Origin of the sequence: Paraburkholderia terricola, assembly GCF_003330825.1 — a bacterium.
Lineage (GTDB): Bacteria > Pseudomonadota > Gammaproteobacteria > Burkholderiales > Burkholderiaceae > Paraburkholderia > Paraburkholderia terricola.
This window is the reverse complement of record NZ_CP024942.1, coordinates 1477396-1499299: the sequence shown is the minus strand read 5'-3', so window position 1 is coordinate 1499299 and position 21904 is coordinate 1477396. Positions and strand designations below refer to the sequence as shown.

Here is a 21904-nt window from a genome sequence, read left to right as displayed (position 1 = left end):
CACTACGCCAGGAGCGAACTGCCGGACCATAGCCGCAAGGAGGGAGTCGATAACCGCTACTTTGCGCCGGACAGTTCTTCTTCCGACGCGCGTTTCGATGGCGGCAACGCCTGCTTGCCCTGTCCGGCGATTTCGTTGACCTCCTGCCGATAGCGGTGCACGTCCCGCGTGACGAAGCCGATTTCGCGGCTCGGGATATCGAACCACTCGGGGTGTCCGAATGAACGGCGAATATCCTCGAGACCGCTCGCCCAATGCTCGCGCATCGTATCCTTGCTGAATTCATAGTCCTTGTAGTGCCCCTCGAACGATTTGTTCTTGTAGATCAGGTGCACGACATTCACCGCACTGCCGTCCGCTGTTTTCTGCGCCTCCCGCAACAGCGGGTGCGCAAGCCGCACCTTTTCAGGAATATGCTCGAGCAGCGCCTTGATCATCTGCGCGTGCTTCTGGTTTTGCGACATGAACGCGGTGATCGCTCGTGTACGGCTTGAATATTGAATGTCCTTGGTGCGCTCGCTGACGTCGAGGAAGTCGCCTGGCAGCTTGCCTCGCGAGCTCCACAGATCGACCTGGAATACGAGTGTGTCTTTATGCTGGCTTTCCCTGATGATCTCGGTGAGTGGCGTGTTCGAAACCAGCCCCCCGTCCCAGTAGAACTCTCCGTCGATCTCGACGGCCGGAAAGCCCGGCGGCAGCGCGCCGGACGCGATGAAGTGCTCCGGTGCCAGGCGCATTTTCGAATTATCGAAGTAGACGAGATTGCCCGTTCGGACGTTGACCGCGCCAACGGATACGCGAATGTTCCCGTCATTGATGCGATCGAAGTCTGCGTACCGCAAAAGCGTTTCACGCAACGCCGAGGTGTCGTAATAGCTGACCTGGTCAGGACGTTTCCTGCCGAGCCCTGCGAAAGGCACATGCATGCGCGGGGAGAAGAATCCGTTTTGACCTTCCACCAGCGTACGCGTCGCGGCCCATGCGCTCGACCACCTGCGCCCCATGTCTGCAAGCCCCGGCCACGCCGGAATGCGCGCGCCGAGATGTGAGAAAACATCCGCCGGCTGACTGATGGTGTTCCAGAAGCCGCGCAGCGCCTCCGCTCGACTCGCGGGCGCATTGCCGGCGATGATCGCCGTATTCAGCGCACCGATGGATACCCCGGATATTCGCGTCGGCTCCACGCCGACCTCGGCCATACCTTCATATACGCCGGCCTGATACGAGCCCAGTGCGCCGCCGCCCTGCAGCACGAGTCCGATTTCGTCATAGGCGGGAAGCTTGATGCGATGGGGCCCCTGCAGCTTGTTACGCTGGCTCGAATTCATGGCTGTCTCCTTACTGCATGAACCAGCCGTGGCTGACCACAATCGATTGCCCGGTGAGCGCGTTCGACTCGAAGCCGGCGAGGAATGCAACCGTGTTCGCGACATCGGCTAGCGACGTGAATTCGCCGTCGACCGTCTCCTTCAACATCACGTCCTTCACGACCTGCTGCTCGGAGATTCCCAGGGCTTTCGCCTGCTCGGGGATCTGCTTGTCGACCAGCGGGGTTCTGACGAAGCCCGGACACACGACATTGGCGCGCACGCCACGCGGTCCGCCTTCTTTCGCGACAACCCGAGCGAGACCGAGCAGCCCGTGCTTCGCGGCCACATAAGCCGACTTCAGTTGCGACGCCTCGTGCGAGTGTACCGAGCCCATGTAGATCACAGCGCCGCCTTTGTTCGACGCGTACATATGCCTGATGGCGGCCCTGGTCGTGAGGAACGCACCGTCGAGGTGAATCGCCAGCATCTTCTTCCAGTCGGAAAATGCGTAGTCCTCGATCCGGTTGACGATCTGGATGCCCGCGTTCGACACGAGCACGTCGATGCCGCCCAGCCGGTTCACCGTTTCGGCCACACCCGCATCGACCGCTTCCTCGCTGGTTACGTCCATTGCAACGGCGATCGCTTTGCCGCCGTGAGCAACGATATCTTCAGCGGCCTTTTGAGCGTTCGCGAGATTCAGATCCGCAATCACGACCGTCGCGCCGTCCGACGCGAGCTTACGCGCGCACGCTTCGCCGATACCGCTTGCTGCGCCCGTAATGAGCGCGACCTTATCATTCAATGCCATACGTCCTCCGAGCGCTTACTGGTTGACCGCGAGTTTCAACGACTCGGCGGGGGCCAGATAGTCATAAACCACTTCGCCGACGTCGAGCGTGAGATTTGCAATGACGTGACGTGCGCCAATCACCTTGCGAACCGGCAGCTCGGCAACCGATGCGAGCGCGTGCGCATGCAACTCGAGCGCCGCGGGCCCCTCCCACGCGCCGATCACATCGACGTCGCGCAGGAAAAAGCGCACCAGTTCGCAAATGCGTACGGAGCCATCGACGTGCGGAATGACCTTGAGCAGATAGTTGGGGGTGTCGGCGAGCTTGCGGCGCTCGGCCGCCCTCTCGAGCTCGCGATATTTGTAGCCCATCGTTCCGGTGGCGACGCGCTGCGTTCCGTAGTCGAGCGTGCCGAGCAGCGTGTCCTTGCCATCGACGCAGAGCTTCGGTGAAGCCAGCTTCTTGGGAAATCCCCAGATTTCGCGTCCGCCTGCGATCGGGCCTTCGTCGTCCAGATACATCGCGTGCGTGAAGTTGGCTCGATTGCCGTCCTCATCCAGCACGGAAATCACCTGGCCGCTTTCCGTGTAGTCGCCGAACCCCGATGAATCAGGCATGCGGATGAATTCGTAATGGACGATTGCGCTGTCGACCGTTAGCGGTTCTGGAACGACGGCCTTAAGCGCATCCATGTCCGTTTCATACGAGATGATGAAGTACTCCCGATTGAGAAAGCGGAAGGGTGGGCGCGGATACGCCGGATTGTGCACGGGCATCGCAAAAGCGTTGTTGCGGATATCTTCTTCTGTCACGGATCGTTCCTCGGTTGGTGAGGTGCTGCGTAACACGCATCGCGACAGCTTTCGCTGTCGCGGCCAATGGCGTGCGTGCACAAGGCAGCGAAGACGTGCTAGGTGTGTTTGGACGCTTCTTTTGCAGTGTTGCGTTTCACGGCTTGCATCAGACAGCGTGCCCCGTCACCGTGGAACCAAGCGTAAGCGTGGTCGTCTTGCGGCGGAAGTCCTGCGAAGGAACTCACGGTGTTGTCTCTGCGACAACAGTCAATGGCAGATGGACGGGTGCATGGTATGTCGCCCCCGGCGGTGACAGAGGTGGGCACCTTGCCTGGAGGCATACATCGATGTCATCGCTTCCCGGTTTACCGCAACTCGCGTTGGGCTTTTCGATCAATTATTGTCATGGTCTCACGCGCGGCGGGCCCCTCGAGTTCCACATCCCGCCACAGCGTCCGGATCCAGTCGCGCAGCAACAGCGACTCCGCCCACCGGTCACTTATGTCGTTGCCGTCGCGGCCGATGATCGCGTAAGGTTTGGGCCCCAGTTCGCAGGTGAAGGCAAGCGTGTCGTGCTCCCCTGCCCGCCGACGCCACGATGTGAAGCCGTAGCGCCACCAGTCGAGAAAAAGGTCGACCCACATCCGGTGCGGCTCAAATGAAAGCTCGACCTGTACCTGCTCACGACTCGCGACGCGGCCGTGAAACGCCCACGACTGATCGAGTATCCGGTGCATGAGGCTGTGGTTTTCGTCGGACACCGGCCAGGCGAATTCGCGTCCAACCAGATAATGCGAAATGTCGCCGAGCAATCTCAGCTCGGGGCGTGCATCGAGCAGATCAAGCGTGAAGTAGAGATCCGTGGTCATGCGGTCGCGATGCGTCTCGATGTAGACCGGCACGTCCACCTGTTCGGCGAGCCGCTGCCAGCCGTCGATCAGCGCAACACATTCCGCGACGGTGCGAGGACGCACGTCAGGTTGCAGATCGATGTGATGAGCACCGAATTCGACCGCATTCTCGAGCACCGGCTGCAGATCGTCGACCGTGCGTGGAAAGCATTGGCCTTCTACGTCGAGTCCATGGTCTGCGCGCAATTGCGCCAGTCGCCGGACCGCCGTGCGGTCTGTGTAATGTGCGCTCAGGCCATCGAAGCCCGCGCCGGCGATCATCCGCACATTCTGTTCTAGCGAACGTTCGCGGCCGTCGGTGTGTCGCCGCTCCATCGCCCACAGCGACTGGAACACCAGCAGGCGCTGACTCATTGCGCCTCCGCGACCAGCAGCGAACGCAGCTTCGTGTCGCGATCGGCAAGCAGCGCCGGATCGATGCACGCACGTTGCTCAATGAGCGACTGCGCAATGCGCACGTCGCGCGCAATCTCGCCTGCCCGTCCCACTCCGCTTGCACTGACCAGCGTGCCGCCGGCATCGAGCATGAAAAAAATTCGCGATGCCACGCCGGTTTCCCGCACCACCGTGGTCGTGCCGTATGCGGGAATCCCGGCGATCTGAATCGTCATGTCGTACTGATCGGACCAGAACCACGGTACGGCCGAATAAATGTCGAGATGCCCGAGCATGTTGCGTGCGGCAGCGCGCGCCTGGTCCTCGGCGTTCTTCCAGCATTCGAGCCGGATCCGCTGACCTGTATGTGGATGCGGGAAGGAACAGACGTCCCCGGCCGCGTAGATATGCCGGTCGCTGGTGCGCAACGTGCCGTCGACGGCGATGCCATTGTCGATGTCGAGGCCCGCCGCCTGCGCGAGCGCGATACGCGGGCTCGCTCCCACACCGACCACGATTGCATCGCACGGAACGATGCTGCCGTCAGCGAGTTGCACGCCTGTGACCCCTGCTTGACCGGTCAAGCAGGCAACCTGTATGCCGAAGCGAACCTCCACGCCTCTCTGTCGGTGACAGTCAATCAGACACGCCGCAACGGCCTCGGGCACAGCCCGCATCAACGCGCGCGGCGCCGCCTCGAGCACGGTCACTTCGCAACCGCGCGTCACGGCAGCCGCGGCGATTTCGAGACCAATGAAGCCGGCACCGATCACGGCAATCCGTCGGCCCTGCGTCAGTTCGCCGGCGATCGCGTGCGCGTCGGGCACCGCGCGCAGTGCATGCACGCCCGGCAGCGTTGAGCCAGGCACGTCGAACCGCCGCGGTTCGGCGCCAGTTGCGATCAATAGCCGGTGATAGCTGATCGCTTCGCCGCTGGCGAGAACTACCTTGCGCTGCGCACAATCTATGGCCGCTGCCGGCACATCGACGCGCAGTTCGATGCGCTGCTCGCGATAGAAGGCCTCGTCGTAGATCGCGCACTGGGCGGCCGTCTTCTGGCCGAGCAGCAGGGACTTCGACAATGGCGGCCGTTCGTATGGCAAGCGTCCTTCGTCGCCAAGCAACGTGATCGCGCCGTCCCAGCCGTTTTCACGCAGCGCATGCGCGGCGCGCGCACCGCACTGCCCGCCGCCGACGATCACCATCGGATCGGATGAACTCATCTCACGCTCCCCGGCGCCATTACCGATATTGGCCAGCCAGCGCCGACACCTGACTGATGTTCTGTTGCGTGATGAAGCCGGGTCCGGAACTGATATTGCGCGCCTCATAGACAGGCTTGAGGCCATAGTCCTGCAGACGCTTCATGAACTTTGAATTCTTCTCCAGTTCACCGCGCGCCTGCAGCACGTCCGTGTTGTGATTCTTGTGCATGATCGCCAGCATCGCGATGGGAATATAGCCCTGCAGATACGGTTGCTGGTCTGTGCAGAACCTGATCGTGCCATTCTTGATCGCCTTCGCGACATCGGAATCAATGTCGAAGGTCGCGAACCAGATCTTGCCGGCGAGCCCCATTTTGGTCACTGCACGAATAGTCGGATCGGCGGAAGTCGGGCCGAGCGTCAGCACGGCCTGGGTATTCGGATGCGTGCGCAAAAACGCACTCACCTTCGCCTCGATGCCGGTGGGATCCGTGCCCGCGTCGAGCACCGAGGTCTTCATATCCGCGCCGACGGCATCCGCAAAGCCGCGGCAACGCTCGAACGACAATGGGTTCGTCGCGTAGTGGTTCACGCATAGAAAACTCTTGATGCCGTCGGCCTTCGCGCGCAACCCCGCTTCCTTGCCGGCCAGGTATTCGGGCTGGCCGACATGCAGCAATGCCCCGAGGTCGGCGCTCTGCTTTTCCGTACCGGTATTGGCTGTGATGAACGGTATGTTCTTTGCCTTGAGCTTCGGAAACGCGCTCTTCAGCAGATCGTAGTCGGCGATTGTCGAAACGACACCGTCATAGTTGCGCGCGGCTGCCTGATTGACCAGTTGGACCATGTCCGCGATATCGCCATTCGGCGGGTTGCGGTAATCGGTCTGCACGTTGAAATCCTCGTCGGCCTGCTTGATGCCGTTCTTGACCGTATTCCACCAGGCATCCGAATCCGGCGCGTGCGAGATGAAGTCAAAACGGGCGGCGGGCTCGGCAAAAGCGCCGGCGCACAGTCCGAGACCCAATACGACGGCAGCGAGGCGAAACGCCCGGCGGCTGGATAGTTTCATGGCTGTCTCCTTGTTTATGATTGATCTGCCGACGTTGTGCATTGGCCCATCTCGCGTTGCCCGAGTAACGTGAATCACATAATCAAGGGCGTTGCGTCAATCGTCGGCGAGACCGATGAAGACCTTGCCGTCCTCGATCCTGACAGGGTGCGTGACGAGGTTCACGCAAACGGGCGCGCCTTTCGCCGCGCCGGTGGGAATATGAAAGCGCCCCATGTGCATCGGACACTCGATCACCTCGCCAAACACGAGGCCTTCGGTGAGCCGTGCGGTCTCATGCGTGCAAAGACCCGCCGATGCGTAAAAACCGCTAGGCGTGTGATAGATCGCGTAGAGCTTGCCGCCGTGCTCGAACTCGACGACGTCTTCTTCGTCGACGTCATCGCATGCGCAGACTTGATGCCATTGAAGCATGTTCATGGTGTGCCTCTTCGCCTAGCGCGTCTGTGCTACGAACGGCTGATCGCCGACAGATTCCGGGTCGTGCGCCGCCGCATTTCCCGGCACGCGCGGCGTCACCATGTAATCGGCGTCGTGCCGCTGCATTCTGAACACGTGAACGATTTCTCCCCATGCGCTGAACAGGCCGTCGTACGCGGGCGGCAAATCCGCTTCGATCGCCTTGCGCAGTTGCGGCAGCGCATGAAACGGCACGTTCGGAAACATGTGATGCTCGACGTGATAGTTCATGTTCCAGTAGAGGAACTGCAGGAAACGGTTCAGCCTGAGGGTTCGCGTCGAGAAGCGGTGATCGAGTTCGTTCTCACGCAGCCCGGTGTGCTGCGTGAGCGCTAGAAATTCGTGCAGCCAGGCGCCATACGAACGCGGCAGGAGCAGAAAGACCACCGGCAGCCAGCTATGCACGACGATCGCCCACGCAATCACGACGGCATAGAGTGCGAGAATCACGCGCGAGTTGCGGCACATCGCGCGAAATTCGGTGGGCGGCACCACCGCCTTCGCCTTGTTCGACACGATGCCGAAGCTGTGCAGCACGATGTTGCCCAGATGATGAATGCCGTGCGAGATGCGCAGGAAATCGGTGGCGAGCTTCAGGTAGTTCGGCGGCCGCTTCACCGCCAGTTCGACGTCGGATGGCACCGTCGCCGTCAGATGGGTGTAAGTGTGATGTTGGGCGTGCGACCAGCGGCTGTACACCTGTTCACGCCACGTCATGAAACAGATCAGCCAATGGACCGACTCGTTCAACCATTCGCTCCGGAATGGCGTGCGATGGCGCAACTCGTGTTCGATCGCTTCGGCGAACGCGTAGATCGTTCCGTACAGCAGGAATGCCGGCACGCACCACAGCGTGCCGAGCGACAGCCATGCGAGCACGCCGCTTGCCACGACCAGAGAAATGAAACCGCTGAAATGCAATAGCGCATCGCGATCGTTGCGCCGCGTGACTGCCTTGAGCACCTTCCGGTCGAGGCGACATTTGTACCAGTCGTCCATGGTGATCGTTTTCGTGTTGTCTTGCGGTACGGACATGAGCTGCACTCCAGTGCTTTGATGTTTGACCGAGCGATGAACCAAACTAAGCATTGATCATCGCTGAGCCGATTAAAGACTCTTAATGAGCATCGGTCAAAGATTAAAATGACTCATTCTGAGGTATCGAGGGTATTCCAGAGGATGCGGCGGTGCATTCTCTACGCCCTAAACATGAAAAAGCCTCGATTGCCTCAATTTGAGGCAAAATAACGGACATGCGGGCACCTCGGCCCGCATGCAAGTCTGGGGATGCGTATGAAAGAGAAGCCGACGCTCAAACAACTGATGGAGATCACGCAGCTCAGCAGGGCGACGATTGATCGCGCACTGAACGATCGGCCCGGCGTGCATCCGCGCACGCGAAGCGCCGTTGAAGCGGCATTGAGGCAATTGGGCTCGAACTCGCCGACACGATCGTCGCCCCGCGCAAAGCACCGTACTTACGACTTCAGATTGCTGGCCCAGGCAGGTGACGCATTCACGGACGAACTCACACGAACCGCGGCTGAGCTCGAACCAGAATTTGCCGCAACCGGGGCGAATCTCGCAGTCGTACGGTGCGTCGGCGCCTCCGACGACGAGGTTGCCGCCAGAGTCCGCGAGGCGGCCGACGCCGCCGACGGCATCGGCATCATCTGCACGAACACCGCGACGACGACCGCCGCACTACGCGAATGCATGGCGGCAGGCAAGCCGGTTGTTGCGCTCATTACCGACGTCGATGCCGACGCACGTCATACGTATATTGGGGTGAATAACCGGGCAGCCGGACAGTCGGCTGCATTTCTCATTGGACGGCATCTGCAGGCGCATGCTTGCCCCGACGTGGCGGTGGTCGTTGCTACGTTCTCTTATACCTGTCACGAAGACCGCGAGATCGGGTTCCGCTCACTGCTAAGACAGCGCTTCCCCAATGTGAACCTCATCGAAGTCATCAAGGGCGCCGATTCCGGTGCCGCGACCTATGAAGCGACCATGCGTTTTCTGGACGAGCACGAGAAGCTCGATGGCGTTTACAACGTGGCGGGCGGAAACGAAGGTCTGGCTGCGGCGCTGCGCGAATCCAACCTGACGGGCCGAACGATCTACGTGACCCACGAAGTCAACCGGATAACGGAACCGCTCCTGCGTTCCGACGCAATCGACTATCTACTGACACAGGACCTTCGACTGCTGCTACGTACGGCTGTCGTGCATTTGAAGTCCGTGCGCGAGGGACGAGGCGTTCCCGCGCAAACGATCATCCCGATAGAGATGCATTCCCGTTATTCGCTGTATTAGGCTTGCATGGACGAAGCGCGAGTCTCAAGGTCTCGATCGCCCGTTTCGGGCCGGCACCCGCCGTCGCTTCTCGTCAGGTAAACGGACGGTCACGTGAATCCGCTGAAAGGCCGAAGCCGGAAGTACGATATTCGAAGGCAGCGCCTCGAGGCTTGAAGTAGCGATCCTGCCGACAGACGCCCGCCCGAACATGCCTTTGTCGTTCACAGACGTGTACGGTCGCACAGAAGGCCACCGTCGAAGAACGAACAGTCGCGGACCTGTTCGGGGTAGCCGCGTCACTACCCCGATGACGGACACCAGGCAGTCAATTCATCCGTACAACGTTCCAGGCAATCCGCTGTTTTCGCACAGCGGATTGCCTCGGCCGCCGAGCGCAGGCATCGCCCCATGGAGCGGCTTGACGAAGCTGACCGCTGTCCACCGGCGGCCGCCCGATGTTAGCGCCGCTGTCCGTTTTTGTATAGCTCCCAGAGCGGACAGTTCGCTTGCGATAGTGCCAAACGTAAGCTTCTCGCGTGGGATAGATGCGACATGAGTTTCGTCACTGCTGCGGGTCACGGTGATTACAGCGCGCACCATGCCACGCCCCAATCGCCGGCTGCGCGATGACGCGATCCGCCGTCACTGTCCAGCAAGGCACGCCCAACTGAGAGGACCGAGATGCAACAGCCATTTACGCATGACGATCTTTATGCTTTGCTGCAGCGCGCTGCCACGGATGCCACCGCGGTGCAGTCCAGCGGCGCACAGGCCGTGGTGGACAGGATGCGGCAATTCATGACCGCGCAACTGGCAGAGACGCTGCCACAGTACAACGTCTTTATCCATATCTCCGTCTCGCCCTACAGCTTCGACGTCGGCAGTTGGATGAACAAGGTGAAGACCGATTCCACGGGACAGATCGAAGCGTGCACGGTGACATGGGCGGGCGCTCCCGGCGTGCTTCCGGCGGGAGCGTCTAACCTCGGCATCGGCTGCGTGGTCACCTACTTTGCGAAGGCCACGTCGCAAGTGCAACCGGAGCCGGCTTCTGGCGGCGAGCGGGACGGTGTGTTTAGCCTGCCGCCGAATATCGCATTCGGCGTGACCTCGCTCGTCAATTCGGCTGCCGAACAGACGATAAACGTCTACATCGACGACAATCAGAACCCCGCAGCGACATTCCAGGGAAACGGCACGCAAGACAAAAATCTGCAGACGCAAGTTCTGAACTCCGGTAAGGGCAAAGTACGGGTCGTCGTATCAGCGAACGGCAAAACATCGAAAGTCGGCTCGAGGCAGGTCGACATATTCAAGAAAACCTACTTCGGCTTGGTCGGATCGGAAGACGGTACGGATAATGACTACAACGACAGCCTTGTTGTGTTGAACTGGCCGTTGGGCTGACCGGTCCGGCATTCCGGCAAGATGCGGTGGACTACGCCGCCGCATCTTGCCGCTCGAACCGTAGAATGCGGCCGGCGCGGCTGCCCGTTTTGAATCGTCGACCGCACAGGTCAACGACATGCTGTGCAGGCTGATGGAAGATGGGATGGTCCGAGTCGACAGCCCTTCGATGGGTCTCCACATGATTTTTTTGCAGACGTTACGTCGTCATGCGGCATAAAAAAAACGTCGCCAACGCGAGCGGCGACGGTGAAACCAGGCACTCACGAAGCTACGTGCCGGGCTGAAAGACTGGTTTCAAGGACCGCTCTCAACACTGCCACATTTCGAGTTGACGGAACGCTTCTGGTCGCCGCCAACCGATCGACACTGGTTCAGATAATCACCACGCGCGTTCGAAGTGGCCCTCAGGTGCGCGGGTGCCATCGCCACTACGCCTGTGAGAATCGCGCCGGCGGATCAATAAGCCTGTCACTCGCCTTGCCTCTCATCGCCTGTCCGTCGTCGATTGTTGCCCTTCGGACAACATGGTGTACGCATTCGCGATGCTACTGCCGTTCGCCCCGCTGACTACAATCGGTCACACGCTCGGTCGAACCGCGAGCCAAACCAAGCGCGCGAAATTCGTGCTCGTGAACCGCACCACGCAGTGCGGCTTACCCCCACCTAATCAACAGGACTATCGAAAATGAGCCAAACAACCCGCAATGTGCAGCCGGTTATCGCCAACCTTGGCAAAGAAGGTTCAGGCGAACTCGTGCCTTCACGCTACGCCGTGCGCGTGGGCGACGTCGACGTCGTGCTGATCAGCGATGGCGTTCTACCCCTGCCGACCTCCACCATGTCCACGAACGTGAGCGAAGCGGACCGCAACGAATGGTTCGATGGTCGTTTCCTGCAACGTGACATGTTCGATTGGGCGTTGAATATCGCGCTCGTGCGGAGCGGCGAACGCCTGATCCTGATCGACTCGGGCGTGGGCGACGGTTTCGAATACTTCACGCGCGCCGGTCAGTCGGTGATGCGCCTGGAATCGGCGGGCATCGACCTGGCTGCGATCACCGATATCGTGGTTACGCATATGCACATGGACCACGTCGGCGGGCTGAACGTCGATGGCGTCAAGGCCAAGCTGAGCCCGGACGTGCGCATTCACGTGTCGGCCAGGGAAGTAGCGTTCTGGAAAAATCCGGACTTCAGCAAGACGGTGATGCCGGAAACGGTTCCTCCCGCGCTCCGCAAGGCTGCTGAAACGTTCGTGAAACTCTACAGCGAAAACATCGTGCAGTTCGATCAGACCGTGGAAGTTGCCCAGGGCGTGTCGGCTCGCGTGACGGGTGGGCACACGCCGGGGCACTGCGTCGTGGACGTCGCATCGAACGGCGAAAAACTGACGTTCGTGGGCGACGCGATTTTCGAAGTCAACTTCGACCATCCCGAATGGCAAAATGGTTTCGAGCACGAGCCTGAAGTCGCTGCGGACGTGCGTATCGCGCTGCTCAACGAAGCCGCTGAAACCGGCGCCCTGCTGGCCGCGGCGCATGTCGCGTTCCCCTCCATCGGTCACATTGCAAAGAACGGTGGAGGCTTCCGTTTCGTGCCGGTGCTGTGGGACTATTGATTGATGCTCGGCTATCAGCCATCGTCGTATAGATCGCACTGACGATTGCCAGAAAACCGCCGGGAGGGCGCAAGACTCGCGGCGGTTTTTTGCAAACGATCACTTGCCCGCGCCACCGGCATTCGATGAGATCGGTACGTGCGAAGACCTCATCCTGACCGCCCGCCTGACACGCGAGTTCGGTGGACCGACTCTCCAGGTCATCGAGCTTCGCAGTGCGCGCGACTGTAGCAGTCGCACCATCGTTCCCGAATCCGCCTTCCCGGACGAATCGCCGAACGCTGCCGTTGATACCGGTTGTGCGCATCTTTCATCCTTCAAAGGAGCACATCATGAGATTGAGGACCTGTTTGCCCGCGATGTTATGCGCGTCAATGGCGCTGGCGCTGGCGCTCATTCCGGCGATAGCCAGCGCGGAGCCGTTCACGATCAAAGTCGACGATCTGCGTAACGGGCGCTTTTCGAACGAGCAGGTGTACGGAGGCTTTGGCTGTCACGGTAACAACATCTCGCCGCGCATTTCATGGACTCACGTTCCGCGCGGCACGAAGAGCATTGTCGTGACGATTTTCGACCCGGATGCGCCGACCGGAGGGCTCGGCTGGACGCACTGGGAAATCGCGAATATTCCACCTTCTGAATCGTCGCTCGAAAGAGGAGCTTCCGGCAATCCAAAGCTCTTGCCGGCAGGCGCGGTTGAGACGTTGACGGACTTTGGCGAATCCAGATACGGTGGCCCCTGTCCTCCCCAGGGGGAGTCGCATCGATATGTGGTGACGGCCTCCGCGCTCGACGTGGCGCAAATCGACGTGGCTCCTGCCGCGAGCCCCGCAGTCGTCGCCTATCAGATGCATGGGAAAGTCATTGCTCAGGCGAAGTATGTCGCCAGATATCGTCGCCCATTGACTAACGATTGACGGGCGCCAGAACTGGGATATCGGCAACCGTTCCCGGCAGATCGGCTGCCGGTAGAACGATTCACGTATTCGCGTTGTCCCGTTAAACGGTCACGAATCACGCCAACGACATTCCGCCATCGACGTGCAGATTGACACCGGTAACGAAGCTGCTTTCGTCACTAACAAGAAAGAGCGCGGCATGGGCCAGCTCTTCCGCGCGGCCCAGCCGGCCCAGCGGAATCTTCTCCGCAACGGCGGTCTCGAATGCCGGGCGATCGGCAACGGCGATACCCAGTTTCGAAAGAATGGGTGTGTCCACGGGGCCTGGGCTGATCACGTTGACCCTGATGCGGCGCTCTTTGAATTCGAGCGCCCAACTGCGGGCGAAAGCTTCGATTGCCGCTTTACTGCCCGCATACGCCGCGTGGCCTTCGAATACTTTCGAACTCGCGATCGAACTCGTCAACAGAATGGCGCCTCCGTTGCGAAGTTGAGGCGCGACTTTCTGAACGCCGAAGAAAACCGACCGCGTGTTGGTAGCGAATTGTGCATCGTACGCTTCGAGACTCACCTGATCCGAGCGGGCGATCGTGTTTACGCCAGCGTTGGCGACATAAATGTCCAGGCCGCCGAACCGTTCTTCAACCAATGACGCGACGCGGTCATGCGTTGCGGGATCGGCGAGGTCGCCGGTCAGGCCCGTTGCCCGATCCCCAAGTTCGGACACTGCGGCATTCACCGCGGCCAGACGCCGTCCGACGATCAGCACATGTGCACCCTCGGCCACAAACACCCTTGCCATCGCAAAGCCAATGCCGCTATTGCCGCCGGTGATGACGGCGACTTTATTTGTGAGTCTGTTCATTTGAATCTCCGTTGTTCCACGCGAACGTCGCGTTGAACGCTAATTTAGCTATAGGTGAGACGACAGCCCAGTTCTCCAGCGGAGCTATCAGTTTTGCCGAAGGGTCACTAATGTCGGTTGAGAACCTGAACGGCTTATCTGCCTTTGTTCGAGCGGTCGAGGCCGGTTCGTTCACCGGAGCGGCGCGCTTGCTCGGCACGACGCCGTCCGCTGTGTCGAGAAGCGTTGGAAGATTGGAGAGGCGTCTCGGCATCAGGCTTTTCCGGCGCTCGACAAGGGCGACCGTCCTGACAATAGAGGGGCGCACCTACTACGAGCGCATCGCGCCGCTCATACGTGGCATCGAGGAGGCAGGCAACGCGTTGACTACGCCGCTGGCCGCGGTCGGCAAACTGCGTATCAGTGTGCCCGGCGCGTTAGCGCGCATTCTGCTCGACCCGCTCACCCGGCACTTGATGGCGCATCATCCAGGCCTGCTGTTCGATGTGAACGTGAGCGACCATCATGTCGACGTCATCCGCGAGGGTTTCGATCTGGTCATCAGAGCGGGAGAGGTCATCGACAGCGCTTTGCATGCGCGGAAATTGGGCCATTTGCCGCTGGCGCTCGTGGCCTCCCCCGACTACCTGAACCGCCACGGCGTGCCGGAATCGATATCCGATCTCGGTACGCATCGCCATGTTCGTTACAGACTTGCCGGACGCGTGGTGCCCGTCACGTTTGCTGACGGTGTCAGCGTGCAGCCGGAAGGAGCATTCGATACCGACAGCGGTGAGGCCATGAGACTGGCGACATTGAATGGACTCGGTATCGCACAGGTTCTGAAAGCAATGGTTCAGGAAGATGTCGACGCAGGACGTTTGTGTCGCGTCTTGCCGGAGTTGGCGCTGAGACCCGTTCCTCTTCATGTCCTGCACGGATTCGGAAGGAACATGCCACCGCGCACGAAGATATTTATCGATTTTGCGGAGAAGCAATTCGCGCAGTTAATGAAATGATCTTTCTCGCTACACGCCCGCGTTTGTAGCTCAAAGCGTCACTGGGGACACGGCGCAGCCGAATTTCAGATGAAAATCCCTTGCAGGCCGTTCAGTTGGACGACGCTCCGCTTATCGAGCGTAGTTTGTTTGAGTTGTTCCCGTGCATAGATCCTTTCGGAAACCGGGAGCCGATAGCGAGGCAAGTCGTCGTCTCCAAGCTGGACCTGCAGCATGTGCTTTGCAACCAACCCTTCAATTACGGCGATCGCATTCGAAAGATCGCCCGTTCCGTTTGCCACCGCCGCAAGGACGGCCTCGAGCGTTGCGGGCTGTTCAAACGACGACAGGCGACGGAAAGCGGACCTCTCCTGCTCCGACAGCAGCGCGTAACTCCATCCAATGGATGCCTCGAGACTCCGATGCCTCGCAGGGGCGTTGCGGCATCCCTGCCATTGAAGGCGTGAGCGGGTTCCGAGCAGCGCCATGGTGCCGGCCAGTCCAAATGTCGCGACGCGCGCCGCGGCAAACTCGATCGCAAGCGCGACGCCTTCCAGTTCGCGGCAAATCTTCGCAATGGCTGCATAGCTCTTGCTTGTCTGCGGAAACCTGGCGCCCGCTTCCAGTGCGCGTTGAATGAATACCTGCACGGCTGGATAAGTATGCGCGTGTTCAATCGAAATCGCCTCCGGTCCTGGAGGGACGTCGAGCGCAGACAGGCGGCAGACGTATTCGTATCTGACACGTAGCGCCTCGCGGCTTGTCAGAACGAAATAGGTCGCGGATGAGACCGCGAGGATCTGCGTTGTAAGCGACGTCACCTCGTCGATGACATGCTCGCAGTTATCCAGGATGATCAGCGCGCGCCTGGCCGAAAGATAATTCGTGATGCACGTGACGGGCATGTCGTGAAAATCGCCCAACCCGAGCAGACGAGCCAGCGTAAGCGCTACCGTGTCGCCATCAGCAACTTCGCCGAGGTCGGCGAGGTGAATCTCCGAAGGAAACACGCCGGACAGTCTCTTCGCGAGAGCAATGGCCACTGTTGTCTTGCCGATGCCTCCGGGTCCTACGATAGACATAAGCCGATGTCTGCCCAAGTCGGACGCAAGAGTCCGCAAGACCTCGTCGCGACCTTGCGGGCAGGCCGCTCCCGTTGCGAAGCAGCCAGAATGTGCTAAAGCAGACGGTTTAGCACATTGGAAACTGGATTCGACAACCACGCGTTCACGGGTAAGCTGTCCAACGAAACAGTAGCCGATACCCGGGACGTTTTTCACGTAGCGCACACCGCCCTCTCCGTCACCTAGTGCTTTGCGCAGTCCCGCAATGTTGACGCGCAGGTTGCTTTCGTCCACGACGATATTCCTCCACGCGCGCGACATCAACATGCGCCGGTCCACGACCTGTCCGGCGTGCTGGATAAGCGCGATAAGAATATCCAGTGCGCGGCTGCCTAGTGGCACGAATGAACCTGATCGTTCGAGGCGTCTCTCTTCAGGAAAAAGTGTGAACGGACCAAACGATACCGCTTCGCGGCACGCGTGCCGGTCGGTATTTGCCATCACGCCGGAGCGCAAGACATTTTCCTCAGCATTCATCTTCACAGCAGACTCCGAATTCCCGGATTCAGGTGCGTATTGGAATAGACCGATTGCCTCGATCTCTCCACGGCGAAACATTACGTCACGAGCAATCGTAGTTGCGTCACCCCGAACATGGAAGACTCCAACGGGATATCACGGTGTTGCTGCCAGGACAACATCAAGACCATCGAGTCATTGGCGTACAAACCGGTTCACCCCACCTCTTCTGCAGGAGCGGTCGATTGGGCATAGAGTGCCAGCGAGACCTGGTCTCGAACCAGGTCCGCACCGCCGGGTGTGGTCTGTTGATGAGGCGAGAAGAGTTGATGCGGAAAAAAGCGATAAACAACCTCCAACTGTGAGACATTTCCATGACAAAGATATCGGTTCCCATTGTCTGCCTAGAATGCAACCCGGACGGAGGTTCCGTAGGGAATTCCGTTCTTTCTTCTGTTTTGCTGGATCTTCGACCCGACGGCGACGGAAGGTATATGTCGGAATGCTCGCGCGGCCATCAGCGAATCGTGGCGTTGCGCCAGCAGAAGTTCGAGATTCTTTTCGAACTTGCCGCTTGCGCGATACGGGACGGACACTATCGACACTCGGTCTCGTCCTGCACCGCCAGTCTCGAAGACTTTCACGAATTTTTTCTGCGCGCGATGGCGTACCAGAACGGAATAAAGAAAGAGCGTTTCGATGCCGCCTGGAAGCTGTTGGGGATCAATCCACGAAATCGCCACGAAGCCTACTTACTGAACTACCGGAACTTCTGCGCCCGACCTCCCGTTCTCCTCACCCCCGATCAGAACGACTGGAAAGACTCGGTGATGCAAAAAGGAAAAATACCGAGGCGCGAAGAATGTGTGACCTTTGGCCAAGCCGTATTGCACGTATTGCAGACGGCGGTCGAAGACGCGAGGAATGCCTTTCCCGATGGAGTAAAGCAGGCAATGGAGGAACAGGTGACTGCGGCTCAACAATACGCTTGCACATCAGAAGGGCCATGGAGCATTCGCACAATCGTGAATCTTGCCTTCGAAGGTGACAAACATTCCTGGCCGACGCTCGAAGATGCGCTCGCCAGGATTGTTTGACGACGTTTAAGCCCGTCGATTGTTGTCGCCGGGACAACACAATGATCTCCTTTGAGTGCCTACTGCCATTCGCAGACGAAGTCTACGATTTGTCGTGAGGCGGGCGGCAGATGGGTCGGCCGCCGCGATCGTCAGCGATCGTCGCGCAGTGCAACAGGGCTCGGTTTGTCGTGGGTTCCGGCGCACATCGTCAACTGGGTAATTTGAAAACTTAAGGCAAGAATCATGTCGCAGAAGATCTTGATTGTGGGTGCCGGCTTTGCCGGAGTGTGGGGCGCACTCGGGGCGGCTCGCGTGCGCGACCGCGCCGGCGCAACGGCTAGCGACATCGACATTACGCTTATCTCACCGAAACCCGAGTTGCAGATCCGGCCACGGATGTACGAAAGCGAGCCGCATTTGATGTTCGCGCCGCTTTTGCCCCTGCTTGACGCCGTCGGTGTGAACTACGTCGAGGGGAGTGTCGACGAAATCGCTGTTCGCGACAAGACCGTGCGTGTGACGGCCGCGAGCGGCGAAACCCGCTCGCTCGGTTACGACCGGTTGCTCTTGACGAGCGGCAGCAAGCTGAGCCGGCCGCCGATTCCAGGGCTCGCCGAGTATGCGTTCTCGGTCGATTGCATGGAGGACGCATCGGCACTTGAAGAGCATCTCAGGAAGCTCGCGAAGCTTCCCGATTCAAGCGCCCGAAATACCGTTGCCGTGGTGGGATGTGGCTTTACCGGCATCGAGATCGCAACCGAATTGCCTAAACGGATGCGCGCGCTATTCGGCCCCGATGCGGCGATCAAAGTGGTCGTCGTAGGGTCGCAGGCTGAGATCGGTCCCGATCTCGGGCCTAATCCGCGGCCTTTCGTCGCCGAGGCATTCGATTCGCTCGGCATCGAAGCGGTATTGGGATCCGGTGTCGTATCGGTCGACGCGAGTGGAGTCCGAACTGCTTCAGGTGCGCATATCGAAGCGCACACGGTGGTATGGGCGGGCGGGATGCGAGCGAGTACGCTTGCAGCACAGGTTTCGTCGCGTCTGGACCCGCTTGGCCGTGTCGAAATCGCCCCCGATCTGCGTGTGGAAGAGGCGCCCGGCGTGTTTGTGGCAGGCGATGTGGCGCGAGTGCGCAGCGACGATGAAGGGCACTACGCGTTGATGTCTTGTCAGCACGCAATGGTGATGGGGAAATTCGGCGGCCACAACGTGGCCGCCGACCTGATCGGCGCATCGACGCTGGCGTATAGCCAGCCGTTTTATGCCACCTGTCTGGATCTCGGCGAATGGGGAGCGGTCTATTCGGAAGGCTGGGATCGCCAGATAAAGCTGACGCACGCGGAAGGAAAAGCGCGCAAGCAGATGATCAATACGCAGTGGATCTATCCACCGGCGCCGAATCGCGCCGATGCATTGGCGGCAGGCGACCCGCTGGCGTCATTTGGCTAGTGTGTCAGCCAGCCTCGGGCATCGCGGTTAGCCGTTCACAATGGCTCCGGCGGGAGCGGCATGAGTACCCGCCAGGCGCGTTCTTCCCCTCGGAGCCTCCGTGAGCGATTCCCTGGTGTTCGGTTATGCCGTCGTCCTGATCGACGTGGCGCTGTGGCGTTTCAAAGTGCCGAAGCAAGACGTTTCACGTCTCTTGCTCCGGCTCACGATTTTCGCCGTGTTCACGGGGAGCATTTTCACCGCGGGCCTCAGCCCCTTCAGACAGGCTACGCATTTTGAAGCGTCGCTGTTTCACGAAGCGGCGCAGGCACTGAAGATATTCTGGTGGCTGACAGGTGCCCGCCTGCTCACTCTTGCTCTCGACACACTTCTCCTGCCACAGACGTGGCGCAAGCAAAGACTCTTTCAGGACGTGTTCGGTGCTGTAGTGTTTCTTGCCGCGGCGGTAGCCGCGACCGGGTTTGTTCTGGAAATACCCGTTCGCGGCCTGATCGCGACGTCGGGGACATTGGCCGTTATTCTCGGTTTAGCTATTCAAAGCACTTTGCACGATGTCTTTGCAGGGATCGTGCTGAATTCCACAGAGCCGTACCGCGTGGGTGACTGGATCTCGATTGATGGCGCGGAAGGCAAGGTGATCGAGATGAATTGGAGAGCAACGCATCTGCTCAATTCGCACGGCAATGTGACTATCATTCCCAATGCTGCGGCGGCAAAGGCAAATATCACCAATACCAACCGGCCGCACGCTTTGCATGGCGTGACTGTCTCTCTGGAAATCTCGCCGGACGAGCGGCCCGCAACGGTGATTGCCGCGCTTGAATGCGCGCTGGCTGGAGCTCGTTCGATCCTGACGGCGCCGGCTCCCTTCGTGCAGGCAAGAAAATCCACCCTGCATTCCATCCAGTACGAAGCGACGGCCTTCGTCGACGACACGGCAAAAAAAACGCCATTGACAAACGAGCTGTACGACCTCTGTTATCGACACCTTATCGCCGCGGGGGTCGATCTCCAACCACGAGGCGTGCCATCGGTCACGGCCATCGTGGCAAAAGCAGAGGAGCGCCTGCTTAGACGCATCGAACTATTCGCCGCCATCGGCGACGAGGAGTTGAAGTTGCTGTCCAGTTGCATGGTGCGGCATGAATACGACGCCGGGCAGGTGATTTTCACGCCGGAAGTGGTGCCCGACAGTCTCGCAATCGTCGGCTCGGGCGTGCTCAGTGTTTCAACGGAGCAACCTGCCGGGGCGGTCGAAGTGGTGCGTCTCGGGCCCGGCGATACGATGGGGGAGACCGGGCTACTCGCGGGTTTGCCGGTTCAGGTGAAGATCGTGACGCTCACGAGGAGCGTCATTTACAGATTGAACAAGGACGATGTAACACCTCTATTGAGGGATAGCCAGGAGGTGACTCATCGAATGTGCCGGCTACTTTCACAACGGCAAGACATGTTGCATAAAATGGCGATGAAAAACGCCGCGCCTGGAGCCGATGAGCACGCTAGCTTCCACTGGCTTCTGGACAAGATTCATCAGTTGCATGCGCTGAAGTTCTGATCTTGCGGTTACGGATTGGTTACTCCTCATATGCTCCCGTTCACCCTCTGCCTTTGCCAAACATAATTAGCTAGCGTAGATGTTAAGCGCCGTTAAATAACCGCGATCTTCTAATAGAGTGAACGTAGAGCAATCAACGGCGTTTTGCATCGCTTAACTAGGCCAATGACTGCTTCGTGGTTATTGTGATGACTCGACCGGTAAGCAAGCCAATTCCCCCATCTCCCGGTCGAATAATTCCTGGACTTGAGCCATGACTAAAAACCTGGGACATGTTTCCCCCGATGCAAAACGCCGAAACCTGCTGATTGGCGGGATCGCCGCAACGTTGACGACAACTGTGGCATCGGCTGCCAGCAAGCAGTCAGGACCCGGCACGACCGGGCAGATGTCGTCCGCAGGTCATACCGGTGACGTTATCCGTACCCGAGACGGAGTGAGCCTGTACTTCAAGGATTGGGGCGCGAAAGACGGTCCCGTCGTAACGCTGAGCCATGGTTGGCCGCTCAGCTCGGATAGCTGGGAAAACCAGGCTTTCTTTCTGGCATCCCACGGGTTTCGAGTCATTACACATGATCGCCGCGGGCACGGTCGCTCGAGCCAACCGTGGGACGGCAACGACATGGACCACTACGCGGACGATCTCGCGACAGTCATCCAGACGCTCGGTCTGCGCGATGTTGCCGTTATCGGGTTTTCGACCGGAGGGGGCGAAGTCGCGCGTTACGTGGGCCGGCACGGTACGTCCCGCGTATCGAAGATCGGGCTGATTTCAGCCGTGCCGCCGTTGATGGTAAAAACGCCAGGCAATCCATCTGGGGTACCTATTGAATCGTTCGATAGCGTTCGGGCTGCAATAATCGCCAATCGCTCCCAATTGTTCAAGGACATCCCCGCAGGCCCGTTCTACGGCTTTAACCGACCGGGCGCCAAGGTGTCGCAAGGTCTGATCGACGCATGGTGGCGCCAGGGAATGACCGGTGGTTTAAAGAACGTCTACGAATCGGTCAAAGCCTATTCCGAAACGGATTTCACGGCGGATCTGTTGAAGTTCGACAGACCGACACTGATCATTCACGGCGACGACGACCAGGTCGTTCCCGTGGATATTGGCGCCCGTTCGAGTAAGAAACTCGTCCCTCACGCGATCCTGAAGATTTATCCCGGCGCGCCGCATGGATTGACGGATACCCACAAGGATCAGCTTAATGAGGATCTTTTGTCTTTCCTGCGCAGCTAGCT

The 21904-nt window shown here is 59.5% G+C and carries 19 protein-coding genes; 9 read left to right on the top strand and 10 right to left on the bottom strand.

The window, feature by feature from the left end:
* Window positions 1–56: 56 nt before the first annotated feature.
* From CUJ90_RS25245 to CUJ90_RS25210, 8 genes are all read right to left on the bottom strand, one after another.
* Window positions 57–1328, bottom strand: coding sequence for a DUF3734 domain-containing protein (locus tag CUJ90_RS25245; protein WP_114164142.1), 1272 nt, complete (start codon window positions 1326–1328; stop codon window positions 57–59).
* Window positions 1329–1338: 10 nt separating this feature from the next.
* On the bottom strand, window positions 1339–2121 hold the full coding sequence (locus CUJ90_RS25240) for a 3-hydroxybutyrate dehydrogenase (RefSeq protein WP_073430684.1): 783 nt from the start codon (window positions 2119–2121) through the stop codon (window positions 1339–1341).
* A 15-nt stretch (window positions 2122–2136) separates the two neighbouring features.
* Window positions 2137–2916, bottom strand: coding sequence for an acetoacetate decarboxylase (locus CUJ90_RS25235; protein ID WP_114164141.1), 780 nt, complete (start codon window positions 2914–2916; stop codon window positions 2137–2139).
* 347 nt (window positions 2917–3263) lie between these two features.
* The gene (locus CUJ90_RS25230) at window positions 3264–4163 is read right to left on the bottom strand and encodes a sugar phosphate isomerase/epimerase family protein (protein WP_200799519.1); all 900 of its coding nucleotides are present in this window, start codon (window positions 4161–4163) and stop codon (window positions 3264–3266) included.
* On the bottom strand, window positions 4160–5407 hold the full coding sequence (locus tag CUJ90_RS25225) for an NAD(P)/FAD-dependent oxidoreductase (protein WP_073430682.1): 1248 nt from the start codon (window positions 5405–5407) through the stop codon (window positions 4160–4162). The genes CUJ90_RS25230 and CUJ90_RS25225 overlap by 4 nt, the downstream gene beginning before the upstream one ends.
* Window positions 5408–5426: 19 nt before the next feature.
* On the bottom strand, window positions 5427–6461 hold the full coding sequence (locus CUJ90_RS25220; RefSeq protein WP_073430681.1) for a sugar ABC transporter substrate-binding protein: 1035 nt from the start codon (window positions 6459–6461) through the stop codon (window positions 5427–5429).
* A gap of 96 nt (window positions 6462–6557) precedes the next feature.
* Window positions 6558–6881: a non-heme iron oxygenase ferredoxin subunit gene (locus tag CUJ90_RS25215; protein ID WP_083081597.1), complete on the bottom strand. Its 324-nt coding sequence runs from the start codon at window positions 6879–6881 to the stop codon at window positions 6558–6560.
* Window positions 6882–6896: 15 nt separating this feature from the next.
* Window positions 6897–7955, bottom strand: coding sequence for a fatty acid desaturase (locus CUJ90_RS25210; RefSeq protein WP_073430680.1), 1059 nt, complete (start codon window positions 7953–7955; stop codon window positions 6897–6899).
* Between the two features lie 258 nt (window positions 7956–8213).
* Between CUJ90_RS25210 and CUJ90_RS25205 the strand changes: the two genes are divergently transcribed.
* The 4 genes from CUJ90_RS25205 to CUJ90_RS25185 all read left to right on the top strand — a co-directional run bounded on the left by CUJ90_RS25205 (window position 8214) and on the right by CUJ90_RS25185 (window position 13166).
* Entirely contained in the window at window positions 8214–9239 is a 1026-nt protein-coding gene (locus CUJ90_RS25205) for a LacI family DNA-binding transcriptional regulator (RefSeq protein WP_073430724.1), read from the top strand.
* A 663-nt stretch (window positions 9240–9902) separates the two neighbouring features.
* Window positions 9903–10628 carry a fucose-binding lectin II gene (locus CUJ90_RS33640; RefSeq protein WP_114164140.1) on the top strand — a complete coding sequence of 242 codons (726 nt, stop codon included), beginning with the start codon at window positions 9903–9905 and terminating at the stop codon, window positions 10626–10628.
* A gap of 688 nt (window positions 10629–11316) precedes the next feature.
* Window positions 11317–12249: an MBL fold metallo-hydrolase gene (locus CUJ90_RS25190; RefSeq protein ID WP_073430678.1), complete on the top strand. Its 933-nt coding sequence runs from the start codon at window positions 11317–11319 to the stop codon at window positions 12247–12249.
* A 332-nt stretch (window positions 12250–12581) separates the two neighbouring features.
* On the top strand, window positions 12582–13166 hold the full coding sequence (locus CUJ90_RS25185; protein WP_073430677.1) for a YbhB/YbcL family Raf kinase inhibitor-like protein: 585 nt from the start codon (window positions 12582–12584) through the stop codon (window positions 13164–13166).
* Window positions 13167–13263: 97 nt separating this feature from the next.
* On the opposite strand, the gene CUJ90_RS25180 is transcribed toward CUJ90_RS25185, so the two are convergent.
* Window positions 13264–14013, bottom strand: a complete 750-nt coding sequence (locus CUJ90_RS25180) for an SDR family NAD(P)-dependent oxidoreductase (RefSeq protein WP_073430676.1) — start codon at window positions 14011–14013, stop codon at window positions 13264–13266.
* 11 nt (window positions 14014–14024) lie between these two features.
* On the opposite strand from CUJ90_RS25180, the gene CUJ90_RS25175 reads away from it, so the two are divergent.
* Window positions 14025–15011, top strand: a complete 987-nt coding sequence (locus CUJ90_RS25175; protein WP_318268296.1) for a LysR family transcriptional regulator — start codon at window positions 14025–14027, stop codon at window positions 15009–15011.
* Window positions 15012–15076: 65 nt separating this feature from the next.
* Here the strand turns inward: CUJ90_RS25175 and CUJ90_RS25170 are convergent, their stop codons facing one another.
* Window positions 15077–16591, bottom strand: coding sequence for an ATP-binding protein (locus CUJ90_RS25170; RefSeq protein WP_073430722.1), 1515 nt, complete (start codon window positions 16589–16591; stop codon window positions 15077–15079).
* 356 nt (window positions 16592–16947) lie between these two features.
* Here CUJ90_RS25170 and CUJ90_RS25165 point away from each other — a divergent pair, with 356 nt between their 5' ends.
* The 4 genes from CUJ90_RS25165 to CUJ90_RS25150 all read left to right on the top strand — a co-directional run bounded on the left by CUJ90_RS25165 (window position 16948) and on the right by CUJ90_RS25150 (window position 21902).
* Window positions 16948–17670, top strand: a complete 723-nt coding sequence (locus tag CUJ90_RS25165) for a hypothetical protein (protein WP_073430675.1) — start codon at window positions 16948–16950, stop codon at window positions 17668–17670.
* Between the two features lie 225 nt (window positions 17671–17895).
* On the top strand, window positions 17896–19104 hold the full coding sequence (locus tag CUJ90_RS25160; protein ID WP_073430674.1) for an NAD(P)/FAD-dependent oxidoreductase: 1209 nt from the start codon (window positions 17896–17898) through the stop codon (window positions 19102–19104).
* A gap of 100 nt (window positions 19105–19204) precedes the next feature.
* The gene (locus tag CUJ90_RS25155) at window positions 19205–20662 is read left to right on the top strand and encodes a mechanosensitive ion channel domain-containing protein (RefSeq protein WP_073430673.1); all 1458 of its coding nucleotides are present in this window, start codon (window positions 19205–19207) and stop codon (window positions 20660–20662) included.
* 253 nt (window positions 20663–20915) lie between these two features.
* On the top strand, window positions 20916–21902 hold the full coding sequence (locus CUJ90_RS25150; RefSeq protein ID WP_073430672.1) for an alpha/beta fold hydrolase: 987 nt from the start codon (window positions 20916–20918) through the stop codon (window positions 21900–21902).
* Window positions 21903–21904 lie beyond the last annotated feature (2 nt).